This is a genomic window from Microbacterium sp. NPDC055357, assembly GCF_053644835.1.
The window spans coordinates 1-24,493 of sequence record NZ_JBSHLZ010000016.1 but is presented as its reverse complement, the minus strand read 5'-3'; the positions used below and the strand labels follow the sequence as shown (position 1 = coordinate 24,493).

The 24,493-nt window shown below is 69.2% G+C and carries 26 protein-coding genes, 1 tRNA gene and 1 pseudogene; 21 read left to right on the top strand and 7 right to left on the bottom strand.

All coding sequences use genetic code 11. From position 1 onward, the window contains the following. Positions 1-142: 142 nt before the first annotated feature. The 17 genes from ACWICD_RS14205 to ACWICD_RS14125 are packed head-to-tail and all read left to right on the top strand — an operon-like array spanning position 143 to position 16,818. Positions 143-1,537 (top strand): primosomal protein, encoded by a 1,395-nt coding sequence (locus ACWICD_RS14205; protein ID WP_454140535.1) that lies wholly within the window; start codon positions 143-145, stop codon positions 1,535-1,537. Then, the gene (locus ACWICD_RS14200) at positions 1,537-2,571 is read left to right on the top strand and encodes an HAD-IIA family hydrolase (RefSeq protein ID WP_454140534.1); all 1,035 of its coding nucleotides are present in this window, start codon (positions 1,537-1,539) and stop codon (positions 2,569-2,571) included. The genes ACWICD_RS14205 and ACWICD_RS14200 overlap by 1 nt, the downstream gene beginning before the upstream one ends. A gap of 38 nt (positions 2,572-2,609) precedes the next feature. Beyond that, on the top strand, positions 2,610-2,771 hold the full coding sequence (locus ACWICD_RS14195; RefSeq protein WP_376128168.1) for a hypothetical protein: 162 nt from the start codon (positions 2,610-2,612) through the stop codon (positions 2,769-2,771). Beyond that, positions 2,768-3,568 (top strand): TlyA family RNA methyltransferase, encoded by an 801-nt coding sequence (locus ACWICD_RS14190; RefSeq protein ID WP_376128166.1) that lies wholly within the window; start codon positions 2,768-2,770, stop codon positions 3,566-3,568. The genes ACWICD_RS14195 and ACWICD_RS14190 overlap by 4 nt, the downstream gene beginning before the upstream one ends. After that, positions 3,565-4,515 (top strand): NAD kinase, encoded by a 951-nt coding sequence (locus tag ACWICD_RS14185; RefSeq protein ID WP_376128164.1) that lies wholly within the window; start codon positions 3,565-3,567, stop codon positions 4,513-4,515. The genes ACWICD_RS14190 and ACWICD_RS14185 overlap by 4 nt, the downstream gene beginning before the upstream one ends. After that, entirely contained in the window at positions 4,512-6,203 is a 1,692-nt protein-coding gene (gene recN, locus ACWICD_RS14180; RefSeq protein WP_376128162.1) for a DNA repair protein RecN, read from the top strand. The genes ACWICD_RS14185 and recN overlap by 4 nt, the downstream gene beginning before the upstream one ends. 17 nt (positions 6,204-6,220) lie before the next feature. Beyond that, entirely contained in the window at positions 6,221-7,924 is a 1,704-nt protein-coding gene (locus ACWICD_RS14175) for a CTP synthase (RefSeq protein ID WP_376128225.1), read from the top strand. After that, entirely contained in the window at positions 7,917-8,507 is a 591-nt protein-coding gene (locus ACWICD_RS14170) for an NUDIX domain-containing protein (protein ID WP_454140533.1), read from the top strand. Before ACWICD_RS14175 ends, ACWICD_RS14170 begins: the two co-directional genes overlap by 8 nt. Position 8,508: 1 nt before the next feature. Further along, positions 8,509-9,432: a site-specific tyrosine recombinase XerD gene (xerD, locus tag ACWICD_RS14165; RefSeq protein WP_454140532.1), complete on the top strand. Its 924-nt coding sequence runs from the start codon at positions 8,509-8,511 to the stop codon at positions 9,430-9,432. A gap of 59 nt (positions 9,433-9,491) precedes the next feature. Then, entirely contained in the window at positions 9,492-10,376 is an 885-nt protein-coding gene (locus ACWICD_RS14160; RefSeq protein ID WP_454140531.1) for a ParA family protein, read from the top strand. After that, complete coding sequence (locus ACWICD_RS14155) at positions 10,360-11,202, top strand: segregation and condensation protein A (RefSeq protein ID WP_454140530.1); 843 nt, start codon at positions 10,360-10,362, stop codon at positions 11,200-11,202. Before ACWICD_RS14160 ends, ACWICD_RS14155 begins: the two co-directional genes overlap by 17 nt. Continuing rightward, entirely contained in the window at positions 11,192-11,758 is a 567-nt protein-coding gene (scpB, locus tag ACWICD_RS14150; protein WP_454140529.1) for an SMC-Scp complex subunit ScpB, read from the top strand. The genes ACWICD_RS14155 and scpB overlap by 11 nt, the downstream gene beginning before the upstream one ends. Further along, positions 11,755-12,561: a pseudouridine synthase gene (locus tag ACWICD_RS14145; RefSeq protein WP_454140528.1), complete on the top strand. Its 807-nt coding sequence runs from the start codon at positions 11,755-11,757 to the stop codon at positions 12,559-12,561. Before scpB ends, ACWICD_RS14145 begins: the two co-directional genes overlap by 4 nt. Next, entirely contained in the window at positions 12,558-13,688 is a 1,131-nt protein-coding gene (locus ACWICD_RS14140; protein ID WP_376128148.1) for a prephenate dehydrogenase, read from the top strand. Before ACWICD_RS14145 ends, ACWICD_RS14140 begins: the two co-directional genes overlap by 4 nt. Beyond that, positions 13,681-14,412, top strand: a complete 732-nt coding sequence (cmk, locus tag ACWICD_RS14135; RefSeq protein ID WP_376128146.1) for a (d)CMP kinase — start codon at positions 13,681-13,683, stop codon at positions 14,410-14,412. Before ACWICD_RS14140 ends, cmk begins: the two co-directional genes overlap by 8 nt. A gap of 49 nt (positions 14,413-14,461) precedes the next feature. Further along, positions 14,462-15,925, top strand: coding sequence for a ribosome biogenesis GTPase Der (gene der / locus ACWICD_RS14130; protein WP_376128223.1), 1,464 nt, complete (start codon positions 14,462-14,464; stop codon positions 15,923-15,925). Next, positions 15,922-16,818 (top strand): NUDIX domain-containing protein, encoded by an 897-nt coding sequence (locus tag ACWICD_RS14125; RefSeq protein WP_376128144.1) that lies wholly within the window; start codon positions 15,922-15,924, stop codon positions 16,816-16,818. The genes der and ACWICD_RS14125 overlap by 4 nt, the downstream gene beginning before the upstream one ends. Here the strand turns inward: ACWICD_RS14125 and ACWICD_RS14120 are convergent, their stop codons facing one another. Genes ACWICD_RS14120 through ACWICD_RS14110 form a run of 3 tightly spaced genes read right to left on the bottom strand, consistent with a single transcriptional unit; the run spans position 16,819 to position 18,482 of the window. Next, positions 16,819-17,178, bottom strand: a complete 360-nt coding sequence (locus ACWICD_RS14120; protein ID WP_376128142.1) for an RNA-binding S4 domain-containing protein — start codon at positions 17,176-17,178, stop codon at positions 16,819-16,821. After that, positions 17,175-17,846 (bottom strand): lysoplasmalogenase family protein, encoded by a 672-nt coding sequence (locus tag ACWICD_RS14115; protein WP_376128140.1) that lies wholly within the window; start codon positions 17,844-17,846, stop codon positions 17,175-17,177. The genes ACWICD_RS14120 and ACWICD_RS14115 overlap by 4 nt, the downstream gene beginning before the upstream one ends. Before the next feature lie 54 nt (positions 17,847-17,900). Next, positions 17,901-18,482, bottom strand: a complete 582-nt coding sequence (locus ACWICD_RS14110) for a GNAT family N-acetyltransferase (RefSeq protein WP_376128138.1) — start codon at positions 18,480-18,482, stop codon at positions 17,901-17,903. 140 nt (positions 18,483-18,622) lie between these two features. Between ACWICD_RS14110 and ACWICD_RS14105 the strand changes: the two genes are divergently transcribed. Further along, positions 18,623-18,696, top strand: a tRNA-Pro gene (locus ACWICD_RS14105). A 135-nt stretch (positions 18,697-18,831) separates the two neighbouring features. On the opposite strand, the gene ACWICD_RS14100 is transcribed toward ACWICD_RS14105, so the two are convergent. Further along, positions 18,832-19,233 carry a GIY-YIG nuclease family protein gene (locus ACWICD_RS14100; RefSeq protein ID WP_376128136.1) on the bottom strand — a complete coding sequence of 134 codons (402 nt, stop codon included), beginning with the start codon at positions 19,231-19,233 and terminating at the stop codon, positions 18,832-18,834. 155 nt (positions 19,234-19,388) lie between these two features. On the opposite strand from ACWICD_RS14100, the gene ACWICD_RS14095 reads away from it, so the two are divergent. Next, complete coding sequence (locus ACWICD_RS14095; RefSeq protein WP_376128134.1) at positions 19,389-19,958, top strand: mismatch-specific DNA-glycosylase; 570 nt, start codon at positions 19,389-19,391, stop codon at positions 19,956-19,958. Positions 19,959-20,064: 106 nt separating this feature from the next. Here the strand turns inward: ACWICD_RS14095 and ACWICD_RS14090 are convergent, their stop codons facing one another. After that, positions 20,065-20,865, bottom strand: coding sequence for an SDR family NAD(P)-dependent oxidoreductase (locus ACWICD_RS14090; RefSeq protein WP_454140527.1), 801 nt, complete (start codon positions 20,863-20,865; stop codon positions 20,065-20,067). A gap of 300 nt (positions 20,866-21,165) precedes the next feature. Here ACWICD_RS14090 and ACWICD_RS14085 point away from each other — a divergent pair, with 300 nt between their 5' ends. Further along, positions 21,166-22,146: a phosphodiesterase gene (locus ACWICD_RS14085; RefSeq protein WP_376128131.1), complete on the top strand. Its 981-nt coding sequence runs from the start codon at positions 21,166-21,168 to the stop codon at positions 22,144-22,146. Here ACWICD_RS14085 and ACWICD_RS14080 read toward each other — a convergent pair. Beyond that, positions 22,094-23,692, bottom strand: coding sequence for a stealth conserved region 3 domain-containing protein (locus tag ACWICD_RS14080; protein WP_376128129.1), 1,599 nt, complete (start codon positions 23,690-23,692; stop codon positions 22,094-22,096). The genes ACWICD_RS14085 and ACWICD_RS14080 overlap by 53 nt on opposite strands. 249 nt (positions 23,693-23,941) lie before the next feature. Here ACWICD_RS14080 and ACWICD_RS14075 point away from each other — a divergent pair, with 249 nt between their 5' ends. Beyond that, on the top strand, positions 23,942-24,403 hold the full coding sequence (locus tag ACWICD_RS14075; protein WP_376128127.1) for a hypothetical protein: 462 nt from the start codon (positions 23,942-23,944) through the stop codon (positions 24,401-24,403). On the opposite strand, the pseudogene ACWICD_RS14070 reads toward ACWICD_RS14075, so the two are convergent. Next, positions 24,400-24,493 (bottom strand): annotated as a pseudogene (locus ACWICD_RS14070) (IS5/IS1182 family transposase); the annotation flags it as partial. The gene ACWICD_RS14075 and the pseudogene ACWICD_RS14070 overlap by 4 nt on opposite strands.

Below are 24,493 nucleotides of genomic sequence, written 5' to 3'. Positions count from 1 at the left end.
AGCGCCGATGGTACTGCAGGGGGGACCCTGTGGGAGAGTAGGACACCGCCGGACTTCTTTCGAGAAAGGGCCACCCAATGCTGGGTGGCCCTTTCTCGTTTCAGGGGTGATTTTTCGAACCCGCACGCTGAAGGAGCGACGAATGGCAGACCAGGAGCAGCGCGACGGCGCTTCCGAGCGCGAGCCGAAGCACGACCGCAACGACCGCTCTCGACAGGCGTCGCGGGGCGATCGCTCCGCCGGCGCGCGGAAGCCGTACGAGAAGCGCGATGGCGAGCGCAAGCCGTACGCGAAGCGCGACGGAGAGCGGAAGCCCTTTGTCCCCCGCGACGGTGAGCGTAAGCCGTATGAGAAGCGCGATGGCGAGCGGAAGCCGTACGTGGGCCGCGATGGCGAGCGTAAGCCGTATGAGAAGCGCGATGGCGAGCGGAAGCCGTACGTGAGCCGCGATGGTGATCGTAAGCCGTACGAACAGCGCGATGGCCAGCGTAAGCCGTACGAAAAGCGTGATGGTGACCGCAAGCCGTACGCGAAGCGTGACGGTGACCGCAAACCCTTCACTGCGCGCGACGGCGATCGCAAGCCCTACCAGAAGCGTGAGGGAACCCGTGACGCGTCCGGCCGTCCGACGCGAGGCGGGGCAGGACGGCCCGACCGGGCGACGCGTCCCGAAGAGATCCGCGCGGTCCGGCCGCGACACGACGACCCCGCGATCCCCGATGACATCACGCCGCAGGACCTGCACCCGAGTGCACGCAACGAGCTCAAGACACTGAGCAAGGAGAACGCCGAAGGCGTGGCGCGCCATCTCGCGATGGCGGCGAAGCTGATCGACGATGACCCCGCGCTCGCGCATGAGCACGCGCTGTCCGCATCGCGCCGAGCCGGGCGCATCGCCGTCGTGCGCGAGACGCTCGCGATCACGGCATACGCCACCGGCGACTATGCACTGGCTCTTCGCGAACTGCGCACGTACCGGCGCATCTCGGGGAGCGACGACCAGATCGCTCTTCTCGTCGACAGCGAACGCGGTGTCGGGCGTCCCGACCGCGCGCTCGAGGCCGGCCGTGCCGTCGAACGCACGGCGCTGCCCGCGCCGGTGCGGGTGGAACTGGCGATCGCGATGTCGGGTGCGCGACTCGATCTCGGCGAGCCCGAGCGGGCACTCCTCGAGCTCGACATCCCCGAACTCGATCCCGATCGGGCATTCGAGTGGAGCCCGGCGCTGTTCGCCGCGCGCGCGGCGGTACTCGAAGAGCTCGGGCGCGACGATGAGGCCGCGCAATGGCAGCGACGGGCCGTCGTGGCCGCGGACGCGCTGGACGCCGCCAGCGGAGCGGGGGATCTGGAGACCGTGATCGTCGAGGAGATCTTCGAGTCGGACGACGCCTCGGACGACGAACCCGCGATGTCCGTCGCTCTCGCGCCCGTCGACGTCGACGTCGCCAGCACCGCCACGGCCGGCGCCGGGTCGATCGATGGTGAGGTCGCCGAGATTCTTGCGGAAGCGGGGATCGACGAGAAAGACGACGCCTGATGGCGCTCTTCCGCCGCGACCGCGCACAGACACCGCTCGACGGCGTCGACGTGATCCTCGCGGACCTCGACGGCGTCGTCTACGCCGGTCCAGGCCCGATTCCGCACGCCGTCGACAGCTTGACCCGCGCGCGCGAGGGACGGCGCCTGGCGTACATCACCAACAATGCCTCGCGTACCGACATCAGCGTCGCACGGCATCTCACCGACCTCGGGCTGCGCACCGAGCCCGATGAGGTGGTGACCAGCCCGCAGGCGGCGATGCGACTGCTCGCGACCATGATTCCCGCCGGCGCGACGGTGCTCGTCGTCGGGGGAGAGGGGCTCGTCGTCGAGGTCGAGAAGGCCGGCTTCGTCGTGACCCGCAGCGCCGAGGACGATCCGGCCGCCGTCGTGCAGGGCTTCGCCCCGGAGGTGGGCTGGACTCAGCTGGCCGAAGCCGCTTTCGCGCTGAAGCTGCCCGAGGCGGAGGGTGGCATCCCGTGGATCGCCACCAATACCGACTGGACCATTCCGCAGGCTCGCGGTGTGGCACCCGGGAACGGGACCCTCGTGTCCGCCGTGCACACCGCCGTCGGCCGTCTGGCGACGGTCGCGGGAAAGCCCGAAGTCCCGATCTTCGACGAGGCCGTCGCCCGGTTCGGCGCGCAGCATCCGCTGTTCCTCGGCGACCGCCTCGATACCGACATCCTCGGTGCCAATCGCGCGGGCATCCCCTCGGCACTCGTGCTGACCGGCATCGACCGCCCCAAGCACGTGCTCGCCGCGCCCGCCGGCTCGCAGCCCACGTATCTGCTGCGCGACCTGCGTGATCTGCATGAGCCGTATCCCGTCGCCCGCGTCCGCGACGGTGTCGTGACGGTACGCGGTGCGAGCGTCCGCATCGACGGCCCCGACGTGCGCATCCTCTCGGAGGGGGACGACCCGCTCGACCTGCTGCGCGCGGGAGCGAAGGCGATCTGGGACACCGGCCGCGCGATCTTCGGGTTCCGCGTGCCCGAAGCGCTCTACGCGGATCCGTTCCACCGGCCGTGACACCCCGGCGCGTCGGCGGGGGGACGTATCCTGTCGACATGGAAGAGTCTGCGGCGATCGAAGACGCGAGCGACCTGCTGTCGAGCCTCGAGGTGATCGAGGCCCAGCCACTCGCGTCACGGGCCGCGGCATACGCGTCGCTGCATGATTCCCTCTCGCGACGGCTCGACACCGACGTCACCGGCCACGGACGCCCGTGACAGTCCGCCTCGACGCTGCCCTGGCCGCGCGCGGACTCGCCCGATCGCGCACGCATGCCGCGACGCTCATCTCGGGCGGCCTTGTGACGGTCGACGGGCGGCCCGTCGTGAAGCCGTCGACCCCCGTCGACGAGGACTCCGCGCTCGTCGTCGAGGGCGCAGACCGTTACGTCAGCCGCGCGGCCCACAAGCTCATCGCCGGCCTCGACGCCTTCTCGATCGTCGTCTCAGGACGCGTCGCGCTGGACATGGGCGCTTCCACGGGAGGGTTCACACAGGTGCTGCGTGAGCGCGGCGCCCACCCCGTCATCGCCGTCGATGTGGGGCACGACCAGCTCGCGGCATCCATCGCGGACGATCCCGCCGTCGTGTCCGTCGAAGGCTTCAACGTGCGGCACATGACGGCGCAATCGCTCGCCGCCGTGAGCGGCATCACCGCCGCGCCGTCCCTCGTGACGGGCGATCTCGCGTTCATCTCGCTCGCGCACGTGCTGCCTGCCGTCCGGGGGGTCGTCGCGCCCGATGCCGACGTCGTCCTGCTCATCAAGCCGCAGTTCGAGGTCGGCAGGACGTCGGTCAAGGGCGGGCTCGTGACGAACCCCGTCCTGCGCGCCGACGCGGTCTCGCGCGTTCTCTGGCACGCATGGGATGAGGGCTTCGGCGTGCTCGGCCTCATCCCCTCACCCATCGTCGGCACGCACGGCAACAGCGAGTATGTCGTGCATCTGGCCCCGGGCCGAGGGGACGATCCGTCAGAATGGTCGAGCACCGTGAACCGACTGGCGGGGAGCCCATGACACAGCCGCAGCGCAGCATCCTCGTCGTCGCGCACGCGCGACGAGACGACACGGTGGATGCCGCTGATCGGGTGATCCGCGCGCTGCAGGACGCCGGCGCGCGGCCTGTCCTCGTGCCGGAGGATGCCGCCGAGCTCGGCGACGTGCTCGACTCGTTCCACGGCATCGCGCGGCTCGGGATCGATGTTCCGGTCGATGACATCGAGCTCGCGATCGTGCTCGGCGGCGACGGCACGATCCTGCGTGCCGCCGAGCTCGTGCGCGAGAGCACGGCGCCCGTGCTCGGGATCAACATGGGCCACGTCGGCTTCCTCGCCGAGATCGAGAGGGACGAACTCGACGATGCCGTGCGCCGCGTCGTCGAGCGCGACTACCGGGTCGAAGAGCGTCTCGCATTGCAGGTGCGCGTCAAAGACGCCCACGACAGCATCATCTACGAGACGTGGGCGCTCAACGAAGCCACGGTCGAGAAGGCGAGCCGTGAGCGCATGCTCGAAGTCGTCATCGAGATCGACGGGCGTCCTCTGTCCTCCTTCGGCTGCGACGGTGTGGTCGTGTCGACCCCGACCGGCTCGACGGCGTACAACTTCTCGGCCGGGGGGCCCGTCATCTGGCCCACCGTCGAGGCGATCTCGGTCGTCCCGCTCTCGGCGCATGCGTTGTTCGCCAAGCCGCTCGTCGTCGGGCCCGAGCACGCCGTCGCGATCGAGGTGCTCGAACGCACGAACGGCGTCGGCATCCTGTGGTGCGACGGCCGCCGTTCGCATGACCTGCCGCCCGGTGCGCGCGTCGTCGTGCGCCGATCACCGCGTCCGGTCCGCCTGGCGCGGCTGCATCCCGCCGCCTTCACCGATCGGCTCGTGCGCAAGTTCCGGCTTCCGGTCGCCGGGTGGCGAGGGCCCGCCGCGATCACGAGCGAGACCGGCGGAGCGGACGCCGCGCCGTGATCGAGGAGATGCGCCTTCGCGATCTCGGTGTGATCGCCGAGGCGACGCTGCCCATCGGCCCCGGCTTCACCGCGATCACCGGTGAGACCGGAGCCGGAAAGACGATGGTCGTGACCGGTCTCGGCCTGTTGCTGGGGCAGCGCGCCGACTCGGGCGCGGTGCGGGCCGGGGCTGCCCAGGCGGCGGTCGACGGTGTGTGGATCGTGCCCGACACGGGTCCGGTCGCGCAGCGCGTCCGCGACGCGGGAGGCGATCTCGACGCACTCGGCGACGGGCGTGCCGAGCTCTACGTCGGGCGGTCGATCTCGAGCGAAGGCCGGGGGCGGGCGTCCGTCGGCGGCCGCGTTGCTCCCGCCGGTGTGCTCGCGGACCTCGCCGAGCACCTCGTCGTGCTGCACGGGCAGTCCGACCAGCTGCGACTGACCTCGGCGGCCGCGCAGCGAGATGCACTCGACCGCTTCGGCGGGGAGCCGGTCCGGTCCGCCCTGCACGACTACGCGGCGGCATACGAGCGCTGGCGCACCGCCGATCGCGAGCTGACGACGCTTCGCGCCGAGCGCGATACCCGCGCCCGCGAAGCCGACGAGCTGAGGGCGCAGCTCGCCGAGATCGAGCAGGCGGACCCGTCGCCGGGAGAGGACGCGGAGCTGACCGTGCGGGCGGAGCGGCTCGGGAACGCCGAAGAGCTGCGCCTGGCTGCCGCGACGGCGCGCGCCGCCCTCTCGGGCGACGGCGAACAGCCTGACGCGACCGCGCTCGTGGCCGAGGCGCGCCGTGCTCTCGAGCGCGCGCACGATCCCGCGCTGGAAGAGCTCGCAGCCCAGGTCGCCGATCTCGGCTACCGCATCGAAGATCTCGCCATGTCGCTGTCCGGGTACCTCGCCGACATCGATGATGCGGGTCCGCATGAACTCGCCGCCGTCGAAGAACGTCGCTCCGTGCTCGGCGCGCTCATCCGCGTCCACGGGTCGCTCGAGCGCGCGATCGAGCTGCGGGAGAGCGGATCGGCGCGCCTGGCGGAGCTCGATGACGACGACGACCGCATCGAGCGACTGAGCGACGAGCGTGACGACGCGGCATCCGCTCTGGACACCGCCGCCGCGGCTCTCACGGCGGCTCGTGAGATCGCCGCAGCGGCCCTCGGCGACGTCGTGACGGCCGAGCTGCGAGAGCTCGCCATGCCCGACGCGCGCGTCGAAGTCTCCGTCACTGCGGGCCATGAGACCGCGTTCGGCCGCGACGACGTCGTGATCCTCCTCGCTGCCCATCCGGGAGCGACGCTGCGACCCGTCTCCAAAGGGGCATCCGGCGGAGAGCTGAGCCGCGTCATGCTCGCGATCGAAGTCGTCATCGCCGGCACCGATCCCGTTCCGACGTTCGTCTTCGACGAAGTCGACGCCGGAATCGGAGGCGCGGCCGCGATCGAGGTGGGGCGGCGCCTGGCGCGACTGGCACGCACGTCGCAGGTCATCGCCGTCACCCACCTCGCGCAGGTCGCCGCCTTCGCCTCGAACCACCTCTCGGTCGTCAAGGCGAGCGACGGATCCGTGACGGCGTCGGATGTGCGCCGACTTCAGGGTGCGGAGCGCGAGGCCGAGATGGCGAGACTGCTGTCGGGGATGCCCGATTCGGATGCCGCGTTGTCCCACGCTCGAGAACTGCTCGACCTCGGCGCCGAGACCGACTGATAGGATTGAAGCCCGTGATGCAGACTTCTGATTCCGGAACGATTTCCGCGGGATCCACCGACGACACCACCAAGCACATCTTCGTGACCGGGGGTGTCGTCTCCTCGTTGGGGAAGGGCCTCACGGCGGCGAGTCTGGGCAATCTGCTGACGGCGCGCGGGCTGCGCGTGGTGATGCAGAAGCTCGACCCGTACCTCAACGTCGACCCCGGCACGATGAACCCGTTCCAACACGGCGAGGTCTTCGTGACCGACGACGGCGCCGAGACCGATCTCGACATCGGCCACTACGAACGGTTCCTCGACATCGAGCTGAGCGAGGCCGCCAACGTCACGACGGGGCAGATCTACTCCCGTGTGATCGCGCGCGAACGCCGCGGCGAATACCTCGGCGACACGGTGCAGGTCATTCCGCACATCACCGACGAGATCAAGCGGCGCATGCGCCTGCAGGCGACCGAGGATCCGCGTCCCGACGTCATCATCACCGAGATCGGCGGCACGGTCGGCGACATCGAGTCCCAGCCGTTCATCGAGTCGGCACGCCAGATCCGCCACGAGCTCGGCCGCGGCAACGTCTTCTTCGTGCACGTCTCGCTCGTGCCGTTCATGGGCGCCTCGGGCGAGCAGAAGACCAAGCCCACACAGCACTCCGTCGCCGCGCTCCGCTCGATCGGCATCCAGCCCGACGCGCTCGTGCTGCGCAGCGATCGCCCCGTCACCGAGTCGAACAAGCGCAAGATCGCGCTCATGTGCGACGTCGACGAGAGCGCGGTCGTCAATGCCGTCGACGTGCCGAGCATCTACGACATCCCCTCGATGCTCAACGAGCAGGGCCTCGACGACTACATCGTCCGCTCGCTCGGCCTCACGAAGGCGGCCGAGGTCGACTGGTCGCGCTGGAGTCGCGTGCTCTCGGCCGTGCACAACCCCAAGCACGAGGTCACGATCGGGCTCGTCGGCAAGTACATCGACCTGCCCGACGCATACCTCTCGGTCACCGAAGCACTCAAGGCGGGAGGTTTCGCACAGGAGACCCACGTCACCATCCGCTGGATCCCCTCGGACGAGTGCGAGACACCCGAAGGGGCCGAGAAGGCGCTGGGGGAGCTCGACGGCATCATCGTCCCGGGCGGCTTCGGCATCCGCGGCATCGACGGCAAGCTGGGCGCGCTGAAATTCGCCCGGGAACAGGGCATCCCGACCCTCGGCATCTGCCTGGGCCTGCAGTGCATGGTGATCGAGTACGCCCGCCATGTCGCCGGCATCGAGGACGCATCGTCGAGCGAGTTCGACCCCGACACGTCGCACCCCGTGATCGCCACGATGGAGGAGCAGATCGACATCCTCGCCGGCGGTGACCTGGGCGGCACGATGCGTCTCGGCCTGTATCCCGCCGATCTGGCGGAGGGATCCATCGCCGCCGAGGTGTACGGATCGCTGCGCGTCGAGGAGCGGCACCGACACCGCTACGAGGTCAACAACCGCTACCGCGACCAGATCTCCGACGCGGGCCTGGTCTTCTCCGGGATCAACCCCGACCTGGACCTCGTCGAATTCGTCGAGCTGCCGCGCGACGTGCACCCGTACTACATCGCGACGCAGGCGCACCCCGAACTGCGCTCGCGCCCGACGAACGCGCACCCGCTGTTCCGCGGGTTGATCGGCGCCGCGCTGGAGCGGCATCGCTCCAGCGAGCTCTTCGACGTCGACAATGGCTGATCCCGCGCCCTTGGCGGACGAGCCCGTCGACCACCTCGTCGTGGACAGCGAGCTCGTCTACGAGGGCCACGTGTGGAATGTCCGCAGCGACACCGTCCGCTACGGCGGCGGCGAGATCGTGCGGCAGTACGTGGACCATCCGGGGGCCGCGGCCGTCGTCGCCCTCGACGACGACGGGCGGGTCCTGCTCGTGCAGCAGTACCGGCATCCCATCAGACGGCGCGATTGGGAGATCCCCGCCGGCCTGCTCGACGTCGTCGGCGAGGCGCCCCTCGAGACGGCGGTCCGCGAGCTCGCCGAGGAAGCCGACCTGCGCGCCGCGCAGTGGGAGTCCCTCGTGAGCGTCTTCACGACGCCCGGCGGAAACGACGAGGTCGTGCACGTCTTCCTCGCCCGTGGGCTCTCCTCCGTCGAGACGGCGCATGCGCGCGAAGCCGAAGAGGCCGACATCCGCATCGCGTGGATGCCGCTCGACGACGTGATCGCGGGTGTGCTCGCGGGCCGGATGCGCAACGGGATCCTCGCGGTGGGGGTGTTCGCGGCAGCCGAACGGCTGCGCGCCGGTGCACCCGCCGAGGGGTGACATGCGGCTCGAGCGGGCCGTCGACGCGTTCCTGCGTCATACCGCGATCGAGCGCGGACTCTCCGATCACACCGTGGCCGCCTACGGGCGTGACCTCGCCGTGTACGTGGAATGGCTCCGCGGGCAGGGCGTCACCGATTCCGGCGAGGTGACGGCCGAGCTCGTCGCGTCGTTCGCGGCGGCCCGAGCGTCGGCGGATCCCGCACCTGCGGCATCCAGCCTCGCTCGTCTGCAATCGTCGGTTCGCGGCTTGCATCGTTTTCTGGTGCGGGAAGGGATCGGGCTGGACGACCCGACGCAGCGCCTGCGGCCGCCCAAGCAGGCGCGTCGGCTGCCGAAGGCGCTCACGATCGAGCAGGTCGAGCAGCTGTTGGATGCCGCGGGTCCCGCGCCGTCGGACGCCGCGCCCGGCGACCTGCGGGGGATCCGGGACCGCGCTCTGCTCGAACTGCTCTACGCGACCGGTGCCCGCGTGTCCGAGATCGTGCAGCTCGACGTCGACGACCTCGCGCACGGTGATGTGCTGCGCGTGCGGGGGAAGGGCGACAAGGAGCGGATCGTGCCGATCGGGTCGTACGCGCGTGCCGCCGTCGATGCGTACCTCACCCGGGTGCGGCCGGAACTGGCGCGGAGGGGCATCGCGTCGCCGCGACTGTTCCTCGGGACGCGCGGTGCGCCGCTGTCGCGACAGAGCGCGTGGCTCGTGATCCGGGATGCCGCCCAGCGGGCGAGTCTCACCGCTCATGTGTCACCCCACACGCTGCGCCATTCGTTCGCGACGCATCTGCTGCAGGGCGGCGCCGACGTGCGCGTCGTGCAGGAGCTGCTCGGGCACGCGTCGGTTGCGACGACGCAGATCTACACCCATGTCTCGGTCGACACCCTGCGCGATGTCTACGTCACGTCGCACCCGCGTGCGCGCTGAGGTTCGCGGGCACCCGTGTGCGAGAATCGGTGCACGGCAACGCGAAGACAGGAGAGTCGGTGGCGGGCAGAACGCGCGGCGCGAAGCAGGCGCCTGAGGGCGACATCCCGGTCGGGCCGACCGGTCGTCCGTATCAGGGCTTCGCGACACCTCCGAAGCTCGACAGCCACGGGCCCGCGCGCATCATCTCGCTGTGCAACCAGAAGGGCGGCGTCGGCAAGACCACGACGACCATCAACCTGGCCGCCGCGCTGGCCTACTACGGGCGCAAGGTCCTCGCGGTCGACTTCGACCCGCAGGGTGCGCTGTCGGCGGGGCTCGGCATCCAGACCCACGACATCCCGACCGTCTACGACCTGCTTCTGGACACCAAGCGCGACCCGTACGACGTGATCGTGCAGACCCGCGTCGAGGGACTCGACGTCGTCCCCGCGAACATCGACCTGTCGGCGGCTGAAGTGCACCTCGTCAACGAGGTCGCGCGTGAGACGATCCTCGCCCGCGTCCTGCGCAAGGTCGCGGGCGACTATGACGTGATCCTCGTCGACTGCCAGCCGTCGCTCGGTCTGCTGACGGTCAACGCGCTCACCGCGAGCCACGGCGTCGTCATCCCGCTCGAGTGCGAGTTCTTCGCGCTGCGCGGAGTCGCCCTGCTCATCGAGACGATCGACAAAGTGCGCGATCGGCTCAATCCCACGATCGAGCTCGACGGTGTGCTCGCGACGATGTACGACCCGCGCACGCTGCATTCGCGTGAAGTGCTCGAGCGGGTCGTCGACGCGTTCGGCGACGACGTGCTCGAGACCGTGATCGGCCGCACCGTCAAGTTCCCCGACGCCTCGGTATCGGGGATGCCCATCACCGAGTTCGCGCCCGAGCACGCGGCCGCGCAGGCCTACCTGCGCCTCGCGCGGGAGCTGGTCGCCCGTGGCGCCGTCGCCTGACGGCCCTTCGACGAGCTCAGGGACCGAGGCTGAGGGCCCGGGCGCCGACAGGTTCCGGGTGTCGCTGGGAGTCTTCGACGGACCGTTCGACCTGCTGCTGACACTGCTGTCCAAGCATGAGCTCGACATCACCGAGGTCGCGCTGTCGCAGGTGACGTCGGAATTCCTCTCCTACCTTCGCGACCTCGGTCCCGACGAGGAACTCGAAGAGGCTTCGGAGTTCCTCGTCGTCGCGGCGACCCTGCTCGACATGAAGGTCGCGGGACTCCTGCCCCAGGGCGAGCTCGTCGACGCCGAGTCGGTCGCTCTCCTCGAAGCGCGCGACCTGCTGTTCGCCCGGCTGCTGCAGTACCGCGCGTTCAAACAGGTCTCGACGTGGTTCGCGGCGGGTCTCAACGCCGAAGACCGGCGTCACGTGCGCGCCGTGCCGCTCGACGAGAAGTACCGCACGGCCGTGCCCGAGCTCGTGTGGAGCCTCACGCCGCAGGACTTCGCGGCGCTGGCGATCCTGGCGATGACGCCGAAGGAGATTCCGCACGTCGGCCTCGATCACCTGCACGCCCCGCTCATCAGCATCCGGGAACAGGCCGCCGTCGTCGTGACGCTGCTGCGCGACGCGGGAGCCCTGACCTTCCGTGAACTCATCGCCGGTGTCGCCCAGCAGGGCGTGGTCGTGGCGCGGTTCCTCTCGGTGCTGGAGCTGTATCGTCACGCCGCACTGTCGTTCGAGCAGCTCGAACCCCTCGGCGAGCTGACCCTGCGCTGGACCGCGGAGCGCTGGTCCGATGAGAATCTCGCGAGCCTGGGAGCCGACTATGACAATTGACACCTCCGTCGCGCGGCGGCTGGAGGCGATCCTGCTGATCGTCGACGAGCCGCAGAGCCTCGTGAACCTCGCAACCGCCGTGTCCGCGCCGATCCCCGCCGTGCGGCAGGCGATCGAGTCGCTCGTGGCCGACTACGACGGACTGTCCGGTGGCCCCCGCCGCGGCTTCGAGCTGCGCGAAGTGGGCGGTGGGTGGCGGCTCTACGTCCGCGCCGAGCACGACGACCTCGTCGCCGAGTTCGTCGGCGGACAGACGCCGTCGCGGCTGTCGCAGGCCGCGCTCGAGACCCTCGCCGTCATCGCGTACAAGCAGCCGGTGACCCGCTCGCAGGTCGCCTCGATCCGAGCCGTCAACGTCGACTCGGTCGTGCGCACGCTCGTGGCCCGCGGCCTCATCACCGAACTGTTCACCGACGCCGAGACGGGCGCCATCAACTACGGCACGACGGATGCCCTGCTGATCAACCTCGGCATCAACTCGCTCGACGAGCTGCCGCCGATCTCGCCGCTGCTCGATGACGGCGCCGACGGATTCGATATGGAGAATGTACGATGACGCCCCCTTCGGAAAGCTCAGGGACCGGTGGCGAGGGCATCCGCCTGCAGAAGGTGCTCGCCAATGCGGGCGTCGCGTCGCGCCGCGTGTCGGAGCAGCTCATCGTCGAGGGCCGGGTGCGCGTCAACGGCACGGTCGTGACCGAGCTCGGCAGCCGCATCGACCCCGAGAGCGACCTCGTCGACGTCGACGGGACAGCGGTGCAGCTCGACCAGTCCAAGCGCTACGTCATGCTCAACAAGCCCACTGGCGTCGTGAGCTCGATGCGCGATGACCGCGGCCGCGCTGATCTGCGCCGCTACGCCGAGGAATGGCCCGAGCGGCTCTACAACGTCGGACGCCTCGACGCCGACACGAGCGGTCTGCTCGTGCTCACGAACGACGGCGACCTCGCCCACGTGCTGGCGCACCCCTCGTTCGGGGTGACGAAGGTGTACATCGCCAAGGTCACGGGGCGCGTGACGCCCCAGACCGTCGCGGTGCTCACGAAGGGCATCGAGCTCGAGGACGGACCGATCGCCGCGGACAAGGCGCGCCTGCTCGATGCCGGGCGCGAGGCATCCCTCGTCGAACTGACTCTGCACTCCGGGCGCAACCGCATCGTCCGTCGCATGATGGACGCCGTCGGCCACCCCGTCGAAGAGCTCGTGCGACGGCAGTTCGGCCCCCTGCATCTCGGCACCCTGCCCGTGGGGAAGGCCCGCGAGTTGACTAAGGTGGAACGGGGCGAATTGCTGACGCTGTCGCGACAGGCCGCCCCGCCGGACGGGGAGGACCCCGCAGGGGACCAGGAGACCGAGTGAGCGATTCCAGCGCCGCATCCGGGCGTGCCGTACCGCTCGCACCGCGCGTGCACGGCACCGTCCGCATCGTGGGTGCGGGCCTGCTCGGTGCGAGCATCGGGCACGCGCTGAGTGCGCTCGGCGTCGATGTCGCCCTCGACGACACGTCGCCCTCGCAGCTGCGGCTCGCCGTCGACTACGGGGCGGGCCGCGCGGCGCGCGATGACGACGATCCGACGCTCGTCGTCGTGGCCGTTCCGCCCGACGTGACCGCCGACGTCATCGAACGCGAGCTCGCGGCGCACCCGCGCGCGGTCGTCACCGACGTCGCGAGCGTCAAGCTCGAGCCGTTGCACCAGCTGCGCGCGCGGGGCGTCGACCTCACCCGCTACATCGGCTCGCACCCGCTCGCCGGACGAGAGCGTGGTGGAGCGATCTCGGCGCGCGCCGACATCTTCATCGGACGCCCCTGGGTCGTGTGCCGCGACGAAGAGACCTCGTCGGCGCATCTCGCCCTCGTCGAGGGCCTTGCGCTAGACCTGCGCGCCATGCCGATCGAGATGTCGCCCGACGAGCACGACCGCTCGGTCGCTCTCGTCTCGCACGTGCCGCAGCTGGTCGCGAGCCTGCTCGCGGGTCGGTTCATCGGTGTTCCCGAAGGGGCGCTGCAGCTGGCCGGGCAGGGCGTGCGCGACTCGACCCGGATCGCGGCATCCGCTCCCGAGCTGTGGGTGCAGATCCTCGGCGCCAACGCGGCGCCCGTCGTCGACGTGCTCGATGCGCTCGCGGCAGACCTGTCGTCGGTCGCCGACGCGCTGCGCGCACCGGATGCACCGGGCGCGCGCCGCGCCGTCGCGGACACGATCCGCCGGGGCAACGAGGGCGTCGAACGGCTTCCCGGCAAGCACGGACAGAACCGGCGCTTCGAGCAGGTGGTCGTCATGGTCGACGACACCGCCGGACAGCTCGGCAGACTCTTCGGTGAACTGGGCGACCTCGACGTCAACGTCGAGGATCTGCGCCTGGAGCACTCACCCGGCGCGCAGTTCGGTCTCGCCGAGATCAGCGTCGAGCCCAGTGCCGTCGGCCGCGCCGTGGACGGCCTGGAATCCCGCGGCTGGAAGATTGCGAGTATCTCGAATGACTGACCCTTCGACAAGCTCAGGGACCGAAACCGGGACCGGGACCGTCATCGTCGCGATCGACGGACCCGCCGGCAGCGGCAAATCCAGCGTGTCCAAGCAGGCGGCACGCTCGCTCGGTTACGGCTACCTCGACACCGGTGCCGCGTATCGCGCCCTCGCGTGGCACGCCCTGTCGCGGGGGATCGACACGGCCGACTCGGCCGCCGTGCTCGACGTGTCGACCGACTTCGAGTTCGAGATCTCGCTCGACCCCGACGCCTACGCCGTGCGGGTCGGCCAGACCGACGTGACCGGAGCCATCCGCGAGCCCGCCGTCTCAGACGCGGTGAGCGGGGTGGCGCGGGTCCCCGCCGTGCGTGAGGCGATCAACGCCATGTTCCGCACGCTGCTGGCCGCTGCCGACCGGCCCGGCGTCTTCGTCGAGGGCCGTGACATCACGACCGTCGTCGCCCCCGACGCGCCCGTGCGCATCCTGCTGACGGCTGCTCCCGAGGTGCGCGCCGCGCGGCGCAGCGCCGAAGTGACGACGCAGGATGCCGCCGCTGTCGCGACCGCCCTGCACCGCCGGGACGCGTCCGACTCGTCCGTCGTCGACTTCCTCACAGCGGCACCCGGGGTGACCGTGGTGGACTCGACGCGACTTAACTTCGATGAGACCGTGCGCGCCGTGCTCGATGTCGTGCACGCGACGCTCGCGAACAAGGCAGGAGAAACCCGTGGCAGCTGAAGACGAGTACGAGGCGGGGCCGGACCAACTGGCCGAGACGCTCGCCGACATGGACGAGCAACTCGCCGAGCAGCGAGCCGAAGCGCTGCGCGCGGGCCTGGCCGACTACGACCTCGACGAGGACGACGCCGCTCTGCTCGAGGGGTTGCAGTCGGGGATCGACGGCATCGAGTTCTTCCCCGCCCTTCCCGTCGTGGCGATCGTCGGTCGCCCGAACGTCGGCAAGTCGGCGCTCGTGAACCGCATCCTCGGCCGCCGCGAGGCCGTCGTCGAAGACACGCCGGGCGTGACGCGTGACCGCGTCACGTACAAGGCGGAGTGGCTCGAGCGTCGCTTCTCGCTCGTGGACACCGGCGGCTGGGAGCCCGACGCGCGCGGCATCGACCGTTCGGTCGCGGCGCAGGCCGAGGTCGCGATCGACCTGTCCGACGTCGTGCTCTTCGTCGTCGACGCCATGGTCGGTGCGACGTCGACCGACGAGCACGTCGTGAAGCTGCTGCGCAAGAGCGGCAAGCCGATCTTCCTCGTCGCGAACAAGGTCGACGACGCACGGCAGGAGCCCGAAGCCGCCGCGCTGTGGAACCTGGGCCTCGGCGAACCGCACCCCGTCTCGGCGATCCACGGACGTGGCGTCGCCGACCTCCTCGACGCGGTCGTCAAGGTGCTGCCCGATGTCTCGGCCGTCGCGAAGCACGAGATCGGCGGGCCCCGCCGGGTCGCGATCCTGGGCCGGCCGAATGTCGGCAAGTCCTCCCTGCTGAACAAGGCGGCAGGCGAAGAGCGCGTCGTCGTCAACGAACTGGCAGGCACGACGCGCGACCCCGTCGACGAGATCGTCGAGCTCGGCGGCAGAATGTGGCGGTTCGTGGACACCGCCGGCATCCGTCGTCGTGTGCATCTGCAGCAGGGCGCCGACTTCTATGCGTCGCTGCGCACATCGGCGGCGCTCGAGAAGGCCGAGGTCGCCGTCGTCGTGCTGGATGTCTCGCAGGCGCTCAGCGAGCAGGATGTGCGGATCATCGACCTCGTGCTCGAATCGGGACGCGCCCTCGTGCTGGCGTTCAACAAGTGGGACCGCCTCAACGACGACGACATGGAGGACATCGACCGTCGCCGCTACCTCGAGCGTGAGATCGAACAGGATCTCGCTCACGTGGCGTGGGCGCCGCGCGTCAACATCTCGGCGCGCACGGGTCGTCACCTCGACAAGCTCGTGCCGGCGCTGGAAACGGCGCTGAACTCGTGGGATCAGCGCATCGCGACGGGCAAGTTCAACGCCTTCCTCTCCGAACTCATCGCGGAGCACCCGCACCCCGTTCGCGGCGGCAAGCAGCCCCGCATCCTGTTCGGGACGCAGGCGTCGACGCGTCCGCCGACGTTCGTGCTGTTCACGACGGGCTTCCTGGACCCGGGATACCGCCGGTTCATCCAGCGCCGCCTGCGCGAGCTGTACGGCTTCGAGGGCACGCCCATCGTCATCAACATGCGTGTCCGGGAGCGTCGCCAGCGGTGATTCTCGTTCCTCCCGCCGCCGACGAGCCACGTCGCCCGCTCGGGCCGCGCGATCCGGGCGACGCGTGGGTCGTCGCGCCGACGGGGGAGCGGTACTGGGGGCGCTTCGGCGCCGCGGGGCTGCTCGCGCTGGACCCGCAGCGCGGTGTGCTGCTGCAGCACCGGGTCGCGTGGAGCCATCACGGCGACACGTGGGCGCTGCCCGGCGGTGCGCTGCACGAGGGTGAAGCGGCGATGACCGGCGCCGTGCGCGAGGCTCAGGAAGAAGCGGGCGTCCCCGATGGCACGACCCGCCCGCGCGTGCTGAGCGTCTTCGACCTCGGCTACTGGAGCTATACGACCGTCGTCGCCGATGTGGTCGACCCGTTCGAAGCGGTCATCACCGACCCGGAAAGCCGCGCGCTGGAGTGGGTGCCCGTCGACGAGGTCGCCGATCGTCCTCTGCATCCGGGCTTCGCCGCGTCGTGGGAGAGAATGCGCGGGCTGCTGGATGTCCGCCCCGTCGTCGTGGTCGACGCGGCCAACGTCGTCGGCTCCGTGCCGGACGGCTGGTGGCGCGACCGCGCCGGAGCGAACGAGCGTCTCCTCGAGCGGGTCGCCGCGCACGCACGCGTCGGCGTCGCCGCGAGGGAGCTCGATCTCGCCGAAGACGTGTGGTTCCCCGACTGGGTGGTCGTCGTCGAGGGCGCCGCACGCGGCGTGGCGGATGTCGAGGGCGTCGAGGTCGTGCGCGCGGACGGATCGGGCGACGACGCGATCGTCGCGGCGGTCCAGCGCCTCGCGGCGGAGCGTGGCCACGTCTCGGTCGTGACGAGCGATCGGGGACTCGCCAGTCGCGCGAGTGCGGCCGGGGCGACGCGCGTGACAGGTGCTCGCTGGCTGCTCGAGCTGTAGTCAGCGTCCGCGGAACTTCTCGATCTCGCGTCGTTCGCGCTTCGTCGGGCGTCCGGCTCCGCGGTCGCGCTGCGCCACGACGGGGATGTTCTCGCGAGGCGGCGTTCGGTCCTCGACGGACTCGGCGACGACGGCCGCACCGACGCGCTTGGTGATGGTCTTCCGCACGACGAGATGACGGTCGAAGCCCGAGATCCGCACGCGCACCTCGTCGCCGGGGCGCACCTGCTGCGCGGCCTTCGCGCGCTCGCCGTTGACCCGCACGTGGCCGGCGCGGCACGCCTGCGTCGCGAGAGTGCGCGTCTTGTAGACGCGCACGGCCCACAGCCATGCGTCGACGCGAGCGGCGGCATCCGTCATGAGATCGGCTGCGCCGCGCGGGCGCGGGTTCGCAGGCTGACGAGGGCGCCGGCGGCGATGAGCCCCTGTCCGAGCGTGTAGGTGAGCATGACGAGGGGGCTCGTCCAGTCGGGCATCGCATCGGGCACGAACAGACGGAACGCGAGGATCGAATCGGATGCCAGGAAGAACACACCTCCCCACGCGATGAGCGGGTGGCAGCGCGAAGCCGCGGCGGCGGTGCCGCCCAGGACGAGGCCGTAGAGCGCGACGGGGATGAGCAGTGCGTCAAGGTGCGGCGCGAGGATGAGGAGGAGGGCGACCCACCACAGCGCGAAGACCGCCGACCACAGCGGCAGGCGACGCCGCGCGAGGGTGCGGACGAAGAGCACAATGTAGCAGACGTGCGCGAGGCCGAACCACAGCAGCATGAGCGGTACGGTCGGGGCCCACGGGAAGAACGTGCCGGCGCCGTCACCGAGCCAGGAGAGCCCGATCGCGACGAGGAGGAGTGTCGTCGCTCCTGTCCACGGGCGACCGCGCGATCCGAGCAGCACCGCGATCGCGAGGAGCGGCATGAGCGTGAGCTTGGTGGGCGCGGCGATCGCGTCGGAACCGAACGCGAGGGCGGTGACGTGCACGATCGAGAGCACGATGTAGGGGATGAACCCGATCCAGAGCCGTGGCATGGTCCTCCTCGACGGTGTGCGGCGGCGTCACCATCGTCGCACGCGAGCGGGCGCTCAGCTGCCGAGGTCGAGAGCCACGACGGCCAGATCGGGACGCGGTCGTGCGACCTCGCGAAACCCCGCCGCGCGGAAGGTCGACACGACGCCGTGGAACAGCTCGTTCGATGTGCGACGCCGGCCCGCGTCGGGATCGATGGGGTAGCCCTCGACGACACGGGCGCCGTTGTCGCGGGCGAACGCGACCGCCGCATCGAGCAGCGCCGCGGTGAGCCCTGATCGGCGGTGCTCTTTGCGGACGACGAAGCACGTGATCGCCCAGACCGTCGGGTCGTCCCACGGCTCTTCGCTCGTCTTGGCGAAGTTGCGCGTGCGGGCAAGGCGCTGCTGTGCCGTGCGCGGGCCGACGCGCACCCACCCTGCGGGGTCGCCGTCGACATAGGCGATGAGCCCGGGAGCGGGCGTCGCCGCGATCTCGTCGCGGAAGAGGGCTTCACGCTGGGGGACCGGCGTGCGGTTCCACTCCGATGCGGTGAGCGTCCACCATTGACACTGGCACCCCGGGCCGTCGCCGCCGCCCGTGAGGGCGTGCTCGACGTCGTCGAATCGGGTGGCCGGTTCGATCCGGATCTCAGCCATGCGCCGACGGTACTCCCGGCCGGCGACATCGACAACCACGTGCGGGTGCGGATCGGCTTGTCGTCATGGGCCGGTCGCGTTCGCGGCACTCTTCGGGAGCGGGTAGGATGGTGGAGTTGTCCGCGCAGCGGGCAGTGGACCGGGATGTGGCGCAGCTTGGTAGCGCACTTGACTGGGGGTCAAGGGGTCGCAGGTTCAAATCCTGTCATCCCGACAGAAAAAGCCCAGGTGAGAGAATGTTTCTCACCTGGGCTTCGTCCTTGGTTTTCGGGGTTTGCGTGCACCTTCGTGGGCAGGTCGCGTCGCGTCACGATGTCCGCACGTGGGTGCCGGGCAGCGATGCGGAGCCCTAGTTTCGGTTCAGGCCGTGGCGGCGTGAGTCGAGCGCGTCTTTGAAATGCTTCTCGGCTGCGTCGATATCCCGCGTCGGCGTCGCAGGATCGAACACACGCAGTAGTGAGAATCGAAAGCTGGTCGGATCAAGACGGCGAAGTTCGACGTTGCCGCCGTGGCCGTTCGTCGCGTACGCGTTCCAGCGCTGGCGGATACTCTCTGCGCCGTCGGCTTTACCATCGTAGTGTCGGCCGTCACGGGTGTCTGTGATGAGGTAGACGCCGACCACGGACGCGAGCGCCGTGCGCCACGATGCGTAGCGATGCTCACGCATCACTGACTGGAGCTTCGCGTGGCTGAGGACGAGCCGGTCGAAGCCCGGGAACGGGATCGGTTCGGCGTCGGCGATGCTGATCACTGGGTACTTCGCTGCCGTACTGGCATTCATTCGCCAGGTGCGCGGTGCGAAGATGCGCTACGGCTCCGCCTGACTCCCACGTAGACCTCAGCGAAGGCGCGGACGGCTGCTTCATGCAATCGCCAACGCTTCAGCATTCCCGCATGCTTGGACCCATGCCCTTCACGCGTGCCGAGCTCGAGAGCCACCGGGATCAGACCGTCGCCGATCTGATGCCCGAGCATCCGAAGCTCGTCTTCGTCGGCATCAACCCGGGGCTGTGGACAGCGGCCACCGGCATCCACTTCGCGCACCCGGGAAACCGCTTCTATCCCGCTCTCGTGCGCGCCGGCATCATTCCCCGACTGCCGAGCGTCGGCGACGGCGGGTGGCGCGACGACGACCGCGCCATGTTGCTCGATCGCGGCATCGGCATCTCGAACGTCGTGCAGCGCGCCACCGTGCGCGCGGACGAGCTCGGGCGCGACGAACTGCAGGCGGGAGCAGTGCGACTCGAATCCGACGTCGCGCGCTGGGCGCCGCGGGTCGTCGCGATCGTCGGGCTGACGGCGTACCGTCAGGGGTTTCGCCGGGCCAAGGCGAAAGCCGGACGTCAAGAGGAGAACCTCGCGGATGCCGCCCTGTGGGTCGTCCCGAACCCGAGCGGCCTCAACGCGCACGACACCGTGGCCACGCTCGCCGACGCGTACGCCGCACCTGCGCGCGCTGCGGGAGTGATCGCGTGAGGCGTCGCCGGATCAACGGAGCCCTCTCCTGGCGGCAAAGAACCTGGGACGGGTCATGAATCGCTGACCGGATCTCCAGCCTTCCCCTCCGACAGGGTGCGGGCGCTCAGCTCAGCAAGGATCCCATCTGCTTCGCGATCGTTCGAGCCGCGTGCTTCGGGCTGAGGCGGGCCAGCTTGTCCATCGCGGCAGCGTCTTTCCCGATGGTCGCGCGGAAGCTGCCCTTTCGGATTGCAGCGACGATGGCGTTCCCGGCATCCGTCGCGGTGGTCATCTTGAAGGCTGGTGCGTCCGTCGAAGAGCCTTCGGAGAGGGCGACGCCGGAGTTGGTTGCGATGTCAGTCGCGATCGCACCCGGGAAGATCGAGGTCACGGACACGTTCGTGTCGAGCAGTTCGGCATACAGGGCCTCGGTGAGCAGTCGGACGGCCGCCTTCGACGCACCGTAGACCGCTTGTCCGGGGACGGGAGCGTACGCCCCCATGCTGGCCACGTTCACCAGGCTCGCCTCGGGGCGTTCCACCAGGATCGGCAGGAATGCCTTCACCATGTTCACCGTGCCCCAGAAGTTCACATTCATGACCTTCTCGATCTCTTCGAACGGGAGGTCGATGATTTTCACGAACTTCTGGATCACACCTGCGATGTTGACCAGACCGTCGATCTGTCCATGCTCTGTGAGCACCGCCGCGGGCAGCGCGAGTACTTCATCGCGGCTGGTGATGTCGACGACGTGACTGCTGAAGCGACTCCCGGCAGCCACGAGCGCGGCCGTCGCAGCCAGTGCCGACTCGTTCAGGTCGACTCCTGCCACAGAGGCCCCACTCGCCAGCAGTATCCGGGTGACTTCGCGTCCGATTCCGTTGCCTGCGCCAGTGACGACGAAGACGTTTCCCGTGATGTTCATCTGCTTCTCCTCGTGAGTGTGTCGGAGGTGGACCGTGCTGCGTGCGCGGCGGCGCGTCGGCCGCTGAAGATGCAGTCTGCGAGCGAGAGCCCGCTCATATGGCTATTCGAGCACACACCGACGGCGGTTCGTCCAGCGGCGGATGACCGAGTCGCCGACGCGCTGCACGAGACCGCCCGCCGCCGCCGGGGGCGACGCGTACTTGGCTGGTTCGCGCACTGTTCACTGTGTCGCCACGTCGTTGTCGTGTCTCGCGGGTAGCATTCCGGGAAACTGCGGCCGAGGCGAGGAGCCGAACCGATGCGCAGCGCTGAGTACCCCGCCCCTGAGCAGATCCTTCTGCACCTGAGCGACACCCACCTGACTGCGGAGGGCGCGCGCCTGTTCGATCTGGTGGATGGTGCCGAGCGACTGGCCCGTGCGCTCGCCGCATTCGAGTCGTCAGGCATCACGCCCGACGTGATCGTGGTCACCGGCGACCTCGCTGATCGGGGCGAACCCGCCGCCTACGCGGCCCTCCGCGGCCTCGTCGAGCCGTTCGCGGAGAGACTGGGCGCGCGCGTGCTGTGGGTCATGGGCAATCATGATGACCGGGGGGCATTCCGCGAAGGGCTGCTCGATGAAGCGGCCGACCTGCGGCCGGTGGACCGGGTCGACGAGCTCAACGGGCTGCGCGTCATCACTCTGGATTCGACCGTTCCGGGCGAGCACTACGGCGAGTTGCGCGACGAGCAGTTGCAGTGGCTTCGGAATGAGCTGGCAACGCCCGCGCCGCTGGGATCGATCCTCGCGATGCACCACCCGCCGGTGCCCAGCGTGCTGCCGTTGGCGGTGGCCGTCGAGCTGCGCGATCAGTCACGGCTCGCCGAGGTTCTGCGCGGCACCGATGTGAGGGCGATCATCGCGGGTCATCTGCATTACTCGACCTTTGCGACGTTCGCGGGCATTCCGGTCTCGGTCGCATCATCGACGTGCTACTCGCAGGACCTCACGGTGCCGACCGGTGGCATGCGTCCGCAGGACGGTGCACAGACCTTCAACCTCGTGCACGTGTTCGATGACACGGTTGTGCACTCGGTCGTGCCGATCGAGGTGCCGAGCACGCTCGAGTACATCGACGCCGCGGAGGTCCGTCGGCGGCTCACAGCCGCAGGCATCCGTCCGACTGGCGGGGACCTCGACCCGGACGACGTGGATCTCGGCCCCACTCATGCGGGGGCCGGACCGTTCAGTGCGCCATCGACGGATGCTCGGGCTGAATCGACACCAGTGCATCGCTGATCTCGGCACGCTCCCAGGGCGGCAGCACCGGGAACATCTGGTCCAGCGTCGCGCGGATGGTGCGAATCCTGATCTCTTCGGGGAGTTCCGTCTCGCCGCCGTCGTTGAGGCAGAACATGTCCACATCGGTCCGTTCGGCGAGCCGCTCCATGCGTCGAAGCGAACTCGCGAGCGTCGTGTGCACGTATCGCACCCGCGGCTTGCTCGTGGCGACGGCCCGCCCCGTCAGGAGCGCGTAGTAATGGTAGAGGCTGTTGGTCACCGAGATGTCGGTGGCAGAGCGGAATCGAGACGCCGCGGTGCGCTCGAAGTCCTCAGAGAACTCGCGCTCGAGCTCGGTCATGACGCTCTTGCGCAGCGGCGTCGCGCAGTGCGAGAGGTCGCGCGTGATCGTGCGACCGAATCGGGCCCTCAGAAGTTCCCGGTTCACGCGAAGGCCATTGTCGTGCCCGCTGCGATGCGACGCGGAAGCCCCGGTGCCGATGCGCACCTCGGACTCGACGAACTTCGTCACCCCGGTCGATGTGAAGAACAGCTCCGGAGAGACCAAGCGGCCGAAGAACATGTCATCGTTCGCATAGAGGAAGTGCTCGGCGATGCCCGGGATCCGATGCAGCTGCGCCTCGACGGCGTGCGAATTGTGGGTGGGGAGGACAGAAGGGTCGGCGAAGAACTCCTCGCTGCGCACGACCGTGACCTTCGGGTGATCGATCAGCCACCCGGGCGCAGGGGAGTCGGTCGCGATGAAGATCCGTCGCACCCAGGGGGCGTACATGTGCACGCTCCGCAGCGCGTAGCGCAGCTCGTCGACATGACGGTACCGGGCAGGGCTGTCATCACCCTCGCCGACGACGTACTCGGCCATGCGCGCTGCCCGCTGGCGCTGGAACTCATTCGTCGATCCGTCGACCCACGAGAAGACCATGTCGACGTCGCCGGTGAACTCGTGCGACTGCGGGTCGAACATGCCGTCGATCGTGCGCCAGCGGCGGCCGTATCGTTCGACATCGACGAAGACGAGATCCTCGCGAGGGATGACGCGGCGCGTGAGCGCGTTGTCATTCGGCGCCTCGACGAGTCCGCCGTGCAGACGCCAGAACTCCAGACGCGCCCCGAGCGACGCGCCATAGCGCAACGCGCGATTCGTCGTGATTCGTGGACGATACACGCGCACGGCGTGCGGGCCGGCAGCATTCCCCGCAGTCGGGGCGGATGCTTCACTCGCGAGCACGGGGGGCTGCTGCTTCGCTTTGAGATACAGCGGCTCGCCATCGCACACGGCCGCCAGTGCGTCGATGGCCCGGGCGTGCGCATCGACGTCGACCACAAGGGCGGGGACGGAGTGCTCTCCTCGGATCAGGACGACTTCGATCCCGGCATCCTCCAGAGCGGCCGCGACGAAGAGCAGGTCATCGATGCGCGCTTGTTGCGGTGTGACGGAGTCGTGGAGAAGGTGCAGGACACCCCCGTGCAGGACGACGTCGTCGCGATCAAGGAGACCAGACCACGGATGCGGTTGCCCTGGGGCGAGTGCGAGTGTCGGCATCGATACCTCTTTCGTGACGTTAGAGGCGCGAAAGCGCCGGAAGACGGGAGAACCCCCGGGCGCGAACGTCACTTTTGAGCACCGTGGGCTACAACACTCCGGCCGCGCCGATCATTCCCTCGGGCTTTCCCGAACCGGCCGTGAGTATCCGCAGCGCATCCACCCCCTTGCTTTAAGAGAACTCACAGAGCCGTCGGTAGCGTCCGGTGCCAGCGGCACCCTCGCCGCTCGGAGATGCGAGGCACAACAGTGAAGAAGACACGCGCACGTTCTGTCACGTTCGCGACGACGGCGTCGGCGGTGTTGGTGTTCAGCCTCGCGGGATGCGCGAATCCGCTGGATCTGGTCGCCGAGGGCGTTTCGGAGAGAATCATCAGCGAGGTCACCGATGGTGCCGTCGTCGATATCCTCTCTACCGAGATCCCCGCAGATTTCCCCGACATTCCTCGGCCCTCGGGCACCCCTGCTCAGGCATTCACCGTGCAGGGGGATGACGGTCCTATGTGGACGCTTTCCTACGTGTTCTCCGACGACGAAGAACACTCCCGCCTGGGAGAAGCCCTTATCGCCGCCGGGTTCAGCGAAGTGTCCAATGGCAACGTCGGTGAGATCTTGACCGCTCTCTACTCCAATGACGAGTTCACCGTGGTGGTCAGCCAGGTCCCGAGCGATGTCGGATTCGGTCTGCAGTACGTCGTGACGGCGGGCTAGGGCGTGTCTGATAATTGTCGGGTCCAGGCGATGACGGCTTGGATGAGGACCGCGGCGCGGTAGACGATGGCGTGCTTGTCGTATCGGGTC

Excerpts from the sequence above, each read along its gene's own strand:
- ACWICD_RS14205 (WP_454140535.1), top strand. The coding sequence starts at position 143 with ATGGCAGACCAGGAGCAGCGCGACGGCGCTTCCGAGCGCGAGCCGAAG.
- ACWICD_RS14200 (WP_454140534.1), top strand. The coding sequence starts at position 1,537 with ATGGCGCTCTTCCGCCGCGACCGCGCACAGACACCGCTCGACGGCGTC.
- ACWICD_RS14195 (WP_376128168.1), top strand. The coding sequence starts at position 2,610 with ATGGAAGAGTCTGCGGCGATCGAAGACGCGAGCGACCTGCTGTCGAGC.
- ACWICD_RS14185 (WP_376128164.1), top strand. The coding sequence starts at position 3,565 with ATGACACAGCCGCAGCGCAGCATCCTCGTCGTCGCGCACGCGCGACGA.
- ACWICD_RS14175 (WP_376128225.1), top strand. The coding sequence starts at position 6,221 with ATGCAGACTTCTGATTCCGGAACGATTTCCGCGGGATCCACCGACGAC.
- ACWICD_RS14170 (WP_454140533.1), top strand. The coding sequence starts at position 7,917 with ATGGCTGATCCCGCGCCCTTGGCGGACGAGCCCGTCGACCACCTCGTC.
- xerD (WP_454140532.1), top strand. The coding sequence starts at position 8,509 with ATGCGGCTCGAGCGGGCCGTCGACGCGTTCCTGCGTCATACCGCGATC.
- scpB (WP_454140529.1), top strand. The coding sequence starts at position 11,192 with ATGACAATTGACACCTCCGTCGCGCGGCGGCTGGAGGCGATCCTGCTG.
- ACWICD_RS14145 (WP_454140528.1), top strand. The coding sequence starts at position 11,755 with ATGACGCCCCCTTCGGAAAGCTCAGGGACCGGTGGCGAGGGCATCCGC.
- cmk (WP_376128146.1), top strand. The coding sequence starts at position 13,681 with ATGACTGACCCTTCGACAAGCTCAGGGACCGAAACCGGGACCGGGACC.
- der (WP_376128223.1), top strand. The coding sequence starts at position 14,462 with ATGGACGAGCAACTCGCCGAGCAGCGAGCCGAAGCGCTGCGCGCGGGC.
- ACWICD_RS14120 (WP_376128142.1), bottom strand. The coding sequence starts at position 17,178 with ATGACGGATGCCGCCGCTCGCGTCGACGCATGGCTGTGGGCCGTGCGC.
- ACWICD_RS14115 (WP_376128140.1), bottom strand. The coding sequence starts at position 17,846 with ATGCCACGGCTCTGGATCGGGTTCATCCCCTACATCGTGCTCTCGATC.
- ACWICD_RS14110 (WP_376128138.1), bottom strand. The coding sequence starts at position 18,482 with ATGGCTGAGATCCGGATCGAACCGGCCACCCGATTCGACGACGTCGAG.
- ACWICD_RS14095 (WP_376128134.1), top strand. The coding sequence starts at position 19,389 with ATGCCCTTCACGCGTGCCGAGCTCGAGAGCCACCGGGATCAGACCGTC.
- ACWICD_RS14090 (WP_454140527.1), bottom strand. The coding sequence starts at position 20,865 with ATGAACATCACGGGAAACGTCTTCGTCGTCACTGGCGCAGGCAACGGA.
- ACWICD_RS14085 (WP_376128131.1), top strand. The coding sequence starts at position 21,166 with ATGCGCAGCGCTGAGTACCCCGCCCCTGAGCAGATCCTTCTGCACCTG.
- ACWICD_RS14080 (WP_376128129.1), bottom strand. The coding sequence starts at position 23,692 with ATGCCGACACTCGCACTCGCCCCAGGGCAACCGCATCCGTGGTCTGGT.